This window comes from Lactiplantibacillus plajomi, from assembly GCF_005405405.1.
Taxonomy (GTDB): Bacteria; Bacillota; Bacilli; order Lactobacillales; family Lactobacillaceae; genus Lactiplantibacillus; species Lactiplantibacillus plajomi.
Window position 1 is genome coordinate 1 of sequence record NZ_BJDZ01000046.1, and the last position, 9,026, is coordinate 9,026.

Below are 9,026 nucleotides of genomic sequence, written 5' to 3' on the forward strand. Positions count from 1 at the left end.
GACCTTAGGCACGGTCAAGTGACCCCGCAACGCTGGGTTATCGAACGCAGTTTTAGCTGGCTAGGAAAATATCGGCGCCTCTGGCGCAATTGTGAGCGAAAGCTGAACACCAGTAAGATGATGATTAGCTTAGCCTTCCTGCGAATACTCTTGAAAAGATTATAAACACGTTCTAAAAAAATTGCTATCACTATGACACGCCAAAAAAGATTGGTCTTATAAAACCTTTTTACGGAACTTTTCATAAATATTCTCCCCCAGATAAAAAGCCCGATGCTATTCCCCAAAAACAGCTTTGCTCCCCAGTAACGTGTTGTCTATTATAACAACTAGTAATGAAATTTGACCAAAAAAAACAGCTACCTAGTAAGGTAGTTGCCAATCCAAACTAGCTGAACTCCACGTCCTGCTGATTATTTTTCGTTAATTGTGCCATAATCTTCAACCAGTCCTTCATGCTAACCATGACGGCAGAGTCTTGGGTGTTTGGATTTTCGACCTCAATCGTATCGTGGCCCTGGTTAACAATCGTCAGTAACTGGTTAATATTTTTCTTGGCTAATGCTGTCGTCACTTTCTTCATAGACCCAACTCCCAATCTAGTGTGCTTATCCCCGGATCAACCGGCAAAATGAATTATTGGTGTGTATTCTACACCACTTAGCGAACGGTTGCACGAATTATGCCAGCTTTAATTAAAACTTAAAGCCCCTGATTCTTGAACATGGTTTTTAAAACGTTGCGAATAATTTTAAGCTGCTCTGGGGTGACCGGTTGACCCCCGTATTCAAAGTCGTTCTTACGGTTTTCAATAATCTTTTTTAAATCGACCGCACTTGCCTTATCCGACTTATGTTTCAGCTTCTCCTTACCAACTAACTTCGTATAATTAGTGCCCAACACCTGTGCCACTTCTTTTAACGTCCCAACGGATGGCGTATGCTTCTTCCAACTATAAATAGCGCTGGCACTGAGTCCGGCCAACGTGGCAACTTCGGCCAGCGTTAAGCCGTTCTTCTTTGCAAAGCGCCGAATATTTTTAAGTAGTTCACCATTATCCAACTTCATAAATGCCATGTTGGCACCTCCATTTTCTTTTCATACAATAATTAATATCGAAAAATAATACAAATGAAACTTAGAACATCTAATAATTAATGCAACCGCAACCGGATTGAAACATTGCTGTTACATAAAGGCATTATGATGGTTGCATAGATTGTTAATTAACAGGGGAATTCGGGGAGGATTATTACATAATGAAACAACGATTGATTGCATCCTTAATTGCAGCCTTAGGTTTAGGGGTCGCGATGTGGCAAGCACCGGCCGTTTCTGCCAGCACTAACCGGGTCGTTAGTTCGACCAACCAGTCAAAAACCGGTTACTTACGTAAGAAGAGCAGCACCGCGCTTTATAAGATGAGTGGTGCTAAGAACAACACTAAGATCAAAAAAGTCAGCAAACTTGGTAATTACAGTAACACGACCTGGTTCGTGACCAAAAAGCGCAGCGTCAAAACGAATGGCGCCACCAAGAAGTACTACTACGTGAAGAAATCCAACCAAAACGTTAAGGGCTGGGTACGCACGAACGGCGTTAAGAAGAGTACCAAGTCGTACACCAACCTCTACAAGGTTGCCAAGTCTAAGTTAGGTCACCGTTACGTTTACGGCGCTACCGGGCCAAACGTCTTCGACTGCTCAGGCTTTACCAAGTACATTTTCAAGAGTGCGTCGAAAAAGTCGTTACCACGGACTGCCCAAGCTCAATACAATGCTTATAAGAAAGTTTCTAAGCGTAACGTCAAGAAGGGTGACCTGGTCTTCTTCGGTAACAGTAAGCGCAGCATCTCGCACGTCGGCATCTATGCCGGCGGCGGTAAGATGATTGACGCGCAAAATAGTGGCGTTAAAAAAGAAAAGATTTACGTGCCGTGGTGGCATGCCGTTGGCTATTGCCGCCCAGTTAACCTCGGCGCTTAACCCTCAAATTGATTCTCCCCTAACCGACCCGCAGTTGCGGGTCGGTTTTTTAAAACTTAGTACAAAAAAGATTCCCCACCGGGGAACCTTTTTTGTACTTAATTACGCTACTGACAATCCGTCAGCAGAGCTATTGCCGACGTGATAATTCTTGGTAACGACTATACCAAATGTCGATGTATTCTTTCGAAAACGGCCCCTTCTTATGCTTAATCCAATCGACCAACACCTTAACGTTCGCCTTTAAAATGCGATCAGTGTCAGCGGAATAGTGCCATTGGGCGCCGTGTTCTTCATACTCGTCTACATCCAGCAACCGGCGTTCACCATCCGGAAAGACCTTAACGTCTAAATCATAGTCGATATACTTCAAAGCCTCTTTATCCAGAACGTACGGTGTCGCCAAATTGCAATAGTACGAAACGCCGTTATCGCGAATCATCGCCACGATATTAAACCAATAATGCTTATGAAAATAAACGATAGCCGGTTCCCGCGTCACCCACCGGCGGCCATCATCTTCGGTGACCAGCGTGTGATCGTTACAACCAATTAAAACGTTCTCGCTCGTTTTGAGTACCATTGTATCGCGCCAAGTTCGATGTAAACTTCCGTCGTGCTTATAGCTTTTGATCGTAATGAAGTCGCCTTCCTTCGGTCCTTTAGCCTCGCGCGCCATATATAACCCAACTTTCTCGAACTTAGGGTATGATTTTCATCGAATTTCAATAAACATTATACCAGATTTTTTTAATCCGCGGGGATTCAATTACGGGAAATCACTCGGCTTCGTTCTGTTCGTCAATAAAGCGGTTGATATCGTCCATTAAAAAACCTTTCTGATACAGGTTCCGCTTGGTGCGTAACGCCCGCTCGGAAAAGGCGTATTTACGATTACGCCGCCATAGCTTTTGCCCCTGTTCAACCAACGCTGCCCACTGTTCATCGGGATCCGGCGTTATATCCAGACTCTCGATGACAATGCCGATGGTTTCGGTATCAAAGCCCTTCGTCATTAGGCCGGTGCGCACCTTTTGTTGCATGGTCTTAAACGCCTGCCGCTGATACCGCCGCGCCAGTTTCTGCGCTAGTTCGGTAGCATTATCAACCCGCTCTTCTAAGCTGAACTGGTTGGCCAAGGCGTCATCGATCAGCTGCTCACCAACGCCCTTTTGCCGGAGCTTTTGGCGAATAACCCGCGGTCCCTTATCAGAAGTCCGCTTGGCCGTACGAACGTAGGCGTCGGCGTACTGCTGATCATTTAACAGCCGTAACTCCCGCAATTGCTGCATGGTCGCGTCAATGACCGTCTCATCGACGTCCTCGTCACGCAACTTATCGTGGACTTCTTTTTCGGTTCTTAATTGGTGTGATAAGTAATCAAGGGCGCGCGAATAGGCCTTTGAAACGTCATCGGCCGCGATGATTTCAGCCTTTAACGCGGCGTCGACTTCCATCCCCTTAAAGATGCGATACTTAATCATCACCGCTTCGCTGATGGGAAACGCGTACTGGTCGTCTAAGTACACGTTATAACGTCCTGGCCGCTTCTGCGCCATAATTTTTGTTATTTTTTTAACCATTAACTAGCCCTCAATCATTTCAAAGAATCTTCACCCTCTAATTTACCAAAATAATGACACTGATAAAAGCGTATGTCCTCATCTGAGAGATCAAGACCGTAATCATCCCGAAAGCTTTTAAAGAATTCGAAGATGACCCGCTCGTTAATCCGATTATTATACGCGGGGTAGCGCGCCTCGGTCGCTCGGTATACATCCTGCTGGTCGTTAATTCCCTGTAATTGACGGTAGCCAGCTTGTAATTTTAGCACCCGCTGAACTTGCTTATCCATCGCCGAGTACCTTTTAGGAACGACCAGCTGCAGGCCGTTCTGGTACTCAAAACGGGTTTTATCGCCATCGCGGCACAGCTGACTTAACCCGTGAGTTGCAATCCAATCAGTGGCTTCACGGGTGACCGCGCCTAAGGGAACCAGTCCACATTGCGCCGTTATGATTGGTAACTTGGTCCGACTCGCCCCAAGCTTGGCCACGACCATATCCCTGACCTGCACGTAACCATACGGCAGCGTCTGCACTAACCGTTTATTTAGTCGGCTGGTCGAAATCGGTGTGGTGATAATACCACGCCGGGCGTCGACCACAATTGTTTGCGCGCGTAACCCTAAGTCACTGATGTTTAATAGCGCTAGGGTGGCCCCAAAGGCTAAACGACAGTTGTCGTCTGCCTTTGCAAACGGCAGTAAGCTTTCGGGTTCATCGGTAATGATCACTTTCGGCAGCTGGTTCCAAGTTGATGGGGTTAGTTCAAACATGCGGTGGCCTCCTTAACGTGACAAGTGCGACAGACGGCTGTTTTCTGCAAAAATAAATTTTTCTTGCAGAAAACGGTTAACTGATTTCAACCACATCTTACCAGTCATGTACGTATTAACCAAGTGTTTATAGCAGCATTTCCTCGTTCTAATCAACTTTTTAATAATCGAGCTATTTTTACGGAAAGTTACCGCTTATCGCGGGTCGTCATTCGGTTGCCGGCCATTTACACTGAGTACAACCTTGGCCGGGGAAAACCAACTGAATGAGGGATTACCATGTCAACCAACCGTCTTGATAACCAAGCTGCCTTTGCCCTGCTCGCCGAACCCGCCCATCAACGCCTGCTGTACGGCGCTTTGAAAGCGGCCAACGTGACGCGCTGTCACCCCCAGTTCGAAGACTGTGTCACCGTTGCGCACCTAACCTGGCTATCGGCTTACCAAAATTTCGACCAATCGCTGCCAGAATACCTGGCGGACTTTGAAAAATTTGCGTTCCGCAAGATCAAGTGGCGCACAATCGACTACCTCCGACGCCAAAATTTACGGCGTGACCACCAAGTTAACTTAACGGCGGCCGCGGCCATCACGGTAGATCCAATCGCCCACCACGACGACCACCTGCTGTTGCACGACTTACTGCGCCAGTTAAGTGCCCGCTGCCAGCCCGGCGAAAAAATCGTCTTAACCGAGTTCTTTCTCGCTGCGCAACCGGTTAGCACCATCATGCAACGCCACCACGTTAGCCGCCGGACCGTCTATAACTGGCGACATAGTCTACTGGTGAAGGCCCACCGGTTATACCAACGGCAACGTTAAACCGTTAATTCGAACGATTTAAGCCGTAATTACCGCTATTGGCTGATTGTCCGTAAGAACAGTCAGAATACGTTACAGGGGTCACTACCGCCGAATACAGCGACGCTGGCAATTAGATCATGGCTAAAATTAGTTTGCACAATTGGCCGGCGTCAGCCGTTTGTATTAGTGTAAGCTGGCCAGCCTACCACTAACAACTCACAGGAGGTTCCACCCATGAATAAAAATTGGTTAAAAGCTACCCTTGCCGTTGAAATGTTGACACCGACCGGCGAACCGCTCAAGCAAAACTTTACCGGAATCGTCAAGGATGCCAACGATGAACAACTACTTGCCTTTGCCAAAGTACTCGAAACGGTAACCGGTAACGACTTCTTCAGCGCCAAAATCAACGATTCGTTCGAATACACCGCCGTCACGACCGCTTAACCTTGAAGGAGGAATTACTAAATGAAGACCTTAGACCTGAGCTTTAAAACTAGCAAAAACAAGGTTCACCACGTGAAGTTACACTACGCGAACGACAATTTAAGTAAAGAAGTCGTGAGCCAAGCCATGGCCGAACTTTCCGCCAGCAAGCTCTTCAACAAGGGCGGTGAGGACCTGGTTGCCCAACCGTTAGCCGCTAAGTACGTGGAAACAATCGAAACGCCAATTATCGAAGCGCCTAAGGATTAAAAACTGCCCCTCAACACAGCGCGCCCCCGGTCAGTTAGACCGGGGGCGCGCCTTTATTTATCATTCACTAGATATCACAAGCGAGCCGGGTCGCCTTAGTCTCATCGCGATGGACCGTATAAATCTCGATAATAATACTATTGCCGACCGGGTGCCAATCGATGGCCTTAACTAGGTTACGCATAAACGTCCGCGTAATCTGGGTCTTAATTGAAATACCACTACGTTCGACGTCATCATAAAAAATCACCCGTTGATCAAGCTTATCCACCTTAAAATAATAATAGGCGTAGTGTTCGGTCCCCCGTTGGAGAATCAAGTGATATGAGGAATTATAGTCCGCCGGAAAAACGGCCATGCCGTCGTCAGTCATGTTCTGCCATCCTTTACCTGTAAGTTATCGTTACCGCTATTGTAACGTTTATCCGGCCAAAATAATACTGACTTCCGGTAAAAATTGACTATTAACAGTAAATCGGTAATAATTAAAGAAAAATTATTATTTCGATGTTTTTGTAAACTAACCATTCCAGAAAATAAGCAATTAGTTTCCAGCAAAATCTTTTTTGCTATAATGGGGCTAAAAGTGCACGGGGATTGCTCATAATTCACATTTACTTAATCATCGTTTTATACTACAATGTTTAAGTTACGGATTTTATTTGCAGGACTGTACTTAAAATCACTTGGTTGGTAATATACCTACCCCGCTAATTCTGCGGAGGAATAAAAAGGAAGTATAGGGTGTTACTTATGGAATACAAGGAACGAGAAATTCAACCGATTACCATTGACATAACCCGCCAACACCGGCGTTATGCATATCGGATCATTAAACGCGTTTTTGACTTTGTGGCTAGCTTCTGTGGCTTAATTATCCTCTCACCACTATTTCTAATCGTGGCAATTGCCATCAAAGTAGAGGATCCCAAAGGACGGGTGTTTTACTCACAAACACGCTTGGGGAAAAACCAAGTACCCTTCAAAATGTATAAATTTCGCTCAATGGTTTCTAACGCCGATGAATTATTGGCAAAATTACTTAAAGATAGCGATGTTGACGGAGCGATGTTCAAAATGCACGATGATCCCCGGGTCACTAAAACCGGTCGCTTCATCCGCAGATATAGCATCGACGAACTTCCACAACTCGTGAACGTCTTACTTGGTCAAATGAGTCTGGTCGGACCGCGCCCGCCACTGCCGCGCGAAGTCGCGGAATATACCGAATACGATAAGCAACGGCTCAGCGTTAAGCCTGGCTGTACCGGCCTTTGGCAGGCAACGGTGCGCAATAGCGTCGGCTTTGACGAAATGGTTAAATTAGACTTACTTTACATTTCAAAACGAAGCGTTAGCTTTGACCTCTACGTGATGTTCAAAACCGTCATTGTGATGGTCCACCCGAACGGGGCCTATTGATTGAACGCACGACCAGCCACTCGCTGGTCGTTTTTTTATATCCTATATCACTTCTTTTATGATGTAAATGGTCTTTATTTTATCTTAAAAAACAATTCAAAATATTAAGCTTGTTAATACGGGCACCAAACCGAATTAGCCCACTATCCGCGCTATAATCGCTATGCTACAATGACTTTATTACGGGCATAACTAACGCCTAATCTAGTCGTGATCCAAGGAGTATCAACATGCGCATCGTTAAAAACTTTTTTTATACAGCGAGTTATAACGTCTTAATCTTGCTGACCCCTCTGCTCACTGTCCCGTATATCTCACGGGTGCTGGGACCTACCGGCGTTGGCATCAACGCCTCAACTAACTCGGTGATCACCTACTTCCTCCTTTTCGGGACAGTCGGGATTACCATTTACGGGAACCGCGAAATTGCGTTCATTCGGGATAATCGGCACGCCCGCTCACAAACTTTTTGGGAAATCGAATTATTACAAATTATGACCATTAGTTTGGCCTACCTTGGCTTTTTACTGTTTTTACTGTGGGAACGTCAATTTAGGATTTATTTCTTTTATCAATCTTTTTATATCATTGCTGGGGCCTTCGATATTTCGTGGTACTTCATGGGTATCGAGGATTTCAAAAAGACGGTTCTGAGAAACACCTTGGTGAAGCTAGTCTCGTTAGCGCTAATCTTCATTTTCGTTAAGCATCGCGCGGATACCGGCATTTACATACTGATTTTATCCGGCTCACAACTCGTTGGTAATCTCACGCTGTGGCCGTACCTGCGCCACGCGGTTGACCGACCGCAATGGGGACAGCTGACGATTTTTCGCCATCTCAAACCGTCGTTAGCGCTCTTTGTCCCCCAAATTGCGACCACGGTCTACCTGGCACTAAATAAGACCATGTTATGGCAGTTAGACTCGGTCAAATCGGCGGGATTTTACGATTACTCGGATAAGCTGATCAAGCTCGTCCTCGCACTAGTCACCGCCACCGGGACGGTCATGTTACCGCACATCGCCCACTTATTTATGCAGCAACAGCTTGAAAAAGTTAAGAAATACCTGTACGTCTCCTTCGACGTCGTTATGTGTATCGCCGTGCCAATGGCGTTCGGCATCATGGCAGTTGCAACCACCCTCGCCCCACTCTTCTTCGGTCGGGCCTTCACCAGCGTGGACGTCCTGCTCATGATTGAGGCCCCGGTCGTGATCATCATTGGCGTAAGCAACGTGCTTGGTCAGCAATACCTGCTGCCAACAAAGCAGACCGCGGCCTTCACCACCTCCGTCACCCTGGGGGCACTCGTCAACATCATCGTTAACGTTCCCCTAATTATTTTCTTCGGCGTTCGCGGTGCAATGGTGGCGACCCTGATTTCTGAACTGTGCGTCACCGGCTACCAACTTTACGCGACTCGCCACCAGTTGAATTTCCGGCCACTAATTGGTGGGACCCTCCAATACGTTCTGGCCGGAATGTTAATGTTTGCGGTCACCTACTACCTAAACGTCACGATGCGGCCCTCTTTCACCAACCTCATGCTTCAAATCATCATCGGTGCTTTAGTCTACGTCATCTTACTGATTGGCTTACGACCACCGATCTGGCAAACCTTAAAGCTCGTCCGTCAAAAGCGGGCCTAAAACTAAAGCAATCCCCGTTGGTTTGATACCTGCTATAGTCCCCTTAAGGTTGACAGATGAAAAACTATAATTTCGTCTATCAACTCTAAGGGGATTTTACTATGCCTAGAAGCAAATTCACGGCCGAAG

General features: G+C 46.5%; 13 protein-coding genes. 7 read left to right on the plus strand and 6 right to left on the minus strand.

The features are described from left to right. On the plus strand, window positions 1–165 hold a 165-nt coding region (locus tag FFM82_RS12960; RefSeq protein ID WP_170178308.1), incomplete at its 5' end, for a transposase. A 223-nt stretch (window positions 166–388) separates the two neighbouring features. On the opposite strand, the gene FFM82_RS12965 is transcribed toward FFM82_RS12960, so the two are convergent. After that, window positions 389–583 (minus strand): type II toxin-antitoxin system Phd/YefM family antitoxin, encoded by a 195-nt coding sequence (locus FFM82_RS12965; protein ID WP_137646191.1) that lies wholly within the window; start codon window positions 581–583, stop codon window positions 389–391. Window positions 584–702: 119 nt separating this feature from the next. Next, the gene (locus tag FFM82_RS12970; RefSeq protein WP_137646192.1) at window positions 703–1,077 is read right to left on the minus strand and encodes a helix-turn-helix domain-containing protein; all 375 of its coding nucleotides are present in this window, start codon (window positions 1,075–1,077) and stop codon (window positions 703–705) included. Between the two features lie 182 nt (window positions 1,078–1,259). Between FFM82_RS12970 and FFM82_RS12975 the strand changes: the two genes are divergently transcribed. Then, a complete protein-coding gene (locus FFM82_RS12975) occupies window positions 1,260–1,985 on the plus strand; it encodes a C40 family peptidase (protein ID WP_137646193.1) in 726 nt (241 codons plus the stop codon). 130 nt (window positions 1,986–2,115) lie between these two features. Here FFM82_RS12975 and ntdP read toward each other — a convergent pair whose 3' ends face one another. The 3 genes from ntdP to FFM82_RS12990 all read right to left on the minus strand — a co-directional run bounded on the left by ntdP (window position 2,116) and on the right by FFM82_RS12990 (window position 4,323). Next, window positions 2,116–2,664, minus strand: coding sequence for a nucleoside tri-diphosphate phosphatase (ntdP, locus tag FFM82_RS12980; RefSeq protein WP_137646194.1), 549 nt, complete (start codon window positions 2,662–2,664; stop codon window positions 2,116–2,118). A gap of 100 nt (window positions 2,665–2,764) precedes the next feature. Beyond that, window positions 2,765–3,568: a recombination regulator RecX gene (recX, locus tag FFM82_RS12985; protein WP_137646195.1), complete on the minus strand. Its 804-nt coding sequence runs from the start codon at window positions 3,566–3,568 to the stop codon at window positions 2,765–2,767. A 14-nt stretch (window positions 3,569–3,582) separates the two neighbouring features. Next, window positions 3,583–4,323, minus strand: a complete 741-nt coding sequence (locus FFM82_RS12990) for a hypothetical protein (RefSeq protein WP_137646196.1) — start codon at window positions 4,321–4,323, stop codon at window positions 3,583–3,585. A gap of 279 nt (window positions 4,324–4,602) precedes the next feature. Here FFM82_RS12990 and FFM82_RS12995 point away from each other — a divergent pair, with 279 nt between their 5' ends. The 3 genes from FFM82_RS12995 (at window position 4,603) to FFM82_RS13005 (ending at window position 5,823) form a co-directional block, all read left to right on the plus strand. Further along, the gene (locus FFM82_RS12995) at window positions 4,603–5,145 is read left to right on the plus strand and encodes a sigma-70 RNA polymerase sigma factor region 4 domain-containing protein (RefSeq protein ID WP_137646197.1); all 543 of its coding nucleotides are present in this window, start codon (window positions 4,603–4,605) and stop codon (window positions 5,143–5,145) included. Window positions 5,146–5,361: 216 nt separating this feature from the next. After that, a complete protein-coding gene (locus FFM82_RS13000; protein WP_137646198.1) occupies window positions 5,362–5,574 on the plus strand; it encodes a DUF1659 domain-containing protein in 213 nt (70 codons plus the stop codon). Window positions 5,575–5,595: 21 nt separating this feature from the next. Further along, window positions 5,596–5,823, plus strand: coding sequence for a DUF2922 domain-containing protein (locus FFM82_RS13005; protein WP_137646199.1), 228 nt, complete (start codon window positions 5,596–5,598; stop codon window positions 5,821–5,823). Between the two features lie 67 nt (window positions 5,824–5,890). Here FFM82_RS13005 and FFM82_RS13010 read toward each other — a convergent pair whose 3' ends face one another. Beyond that, window positions 5,891–6,196: a hypothetical protein gene (locus FFM82_RS13010; RefSeq protein ID WP_137646200.1), complete on the minus strand. Its 306-nt coding sequence runs from the start codon at window positions 6,194–6,196 to the stop codon at window positions 5,891–5,893. A 380-nt stretch (window positions 6,197–6,576) separates the two neighbouring features. Here FFM82_RS13010 and FFM82_RS13015 point away from each other — a divergent pair, with 380 nt between their 5' ends. Both FFM82_RS13015 and FFM82_RS13020 read left to right on the plus strand, forming a co-directional pair. Beyond that, window positions 6,577–7,245: a sugar transferase gene (locus FFM82_RS13015; protein WP_170178309.1), complete on the plus strand. Its 669-nt coding sequence runs from the start codon at window positions 6,577–6,579 to the stop codon at window positions 7,243–7,245. 230 nt (window positions 7,246–7,475) lie between these two features. After that, on the plus strand, window positions 7,476–8,897 hold the full coding sequence (locus FFM82_RS13020) for an oligosaccharide flippase family protein (protein WP_137646202.1): 1,422 nt from the start codon (window positions 7,476–7,478) through the stop codon (window positions 8,895–8,897). Window positions 8,898–9,026: the final 129 nt, after the last annotated feature.

What these genes read in the sequence shown, in the direction of transcription:
- FFM82_RS12995 (WP_137646197.1), top strand. Translation starts at nt 4,603, where the DNA reads ATGTCAACCAACCGTCTTGATAACCAAGCTGCCTTTGCCCTGCTCGCC.
- FFM82_RS13020 (WP_137646202.1), top strand. Translation starts at nt 7,476, where the DNA reads ATGCGCATCGTTAAAAACTTTTTTTATACAGCGAGTTATAACGTCTTA.
- FFM82_RS12990 (WP_137646196.1), bottom strand. Translation starts at nt 4,323, where the DNA reads ATGTTTGAACTAACCCCATCAACTTGGAACCAGCTGCCGAAAGTGATC.
- recX (WP_137646195.1), bottom strand. Translation starts at nt 3,568, where the DNA reads ATGGTTAAAAAAATAACAAAAATTATGGCGCAGAAGCGGCCAGGACGT.
- FFM82_RS12965 (WP_137646191.1), bottom strand. Translation starts at nt 583, where the DNA reads ATGAAGAAAGTGACGACAGCATTAGCCAAGAAAAATATTAACCAGTTA.
- FFM82_RS12970 (WP_137646192.1), bottom strand. Translation starts at nt 1,077, where the DNA reads ATGGCATTTATGAAGTTGGATAATGGTGAACTACTTAAAAATATTCGG.
- FFM82_RS13005 (WP_137646199.1), top strand. Translation starts at nt 5,596, where the DNA reads ATGAAGACCTTAGACCTGAGCTTTAAAACTAGCAAAAACAAGGTTCAC.
- FFM82_RS13000 (WP_137646198.1), top strand. Translation starts at nt 5,362, where the DNA reads ATGAATAAAAATTGGTTAAAAGCTACCCTTGCCGTTGAAATGTTGACA.
- ntdP (WP_137646194.1), bottom strand. Translation starts at nt 2,664, where the DNA reads ATGGCGCGCGAGGCTAAAGGACCGAAGGAAGGCGACTTCATTACGATC.
- FFM82_RS13015 (WP_170178309.1), top strand. Translation starts at nt 6,577, where the DNA reads ATGGAATACAAGGAACGAGAAATTCAACCGATTACCATTGACATAACC.
- FFM82_RS12975 (WP_137646193.1), top strand. Translation starts at nt 1,260, where the DNA reads ATGAAACAACGATTGATTGCATCCTTAATTGCAGCCTTAGGTTTAGGG.
- FFM82_RS13010 (WP_137646200.1), bottom strand. Translation starts at nt 6,196, where the DNA reads ATGACTGACGACGGCATGGCCGTTTTTCCGGCGGACTATAATTCCTCA.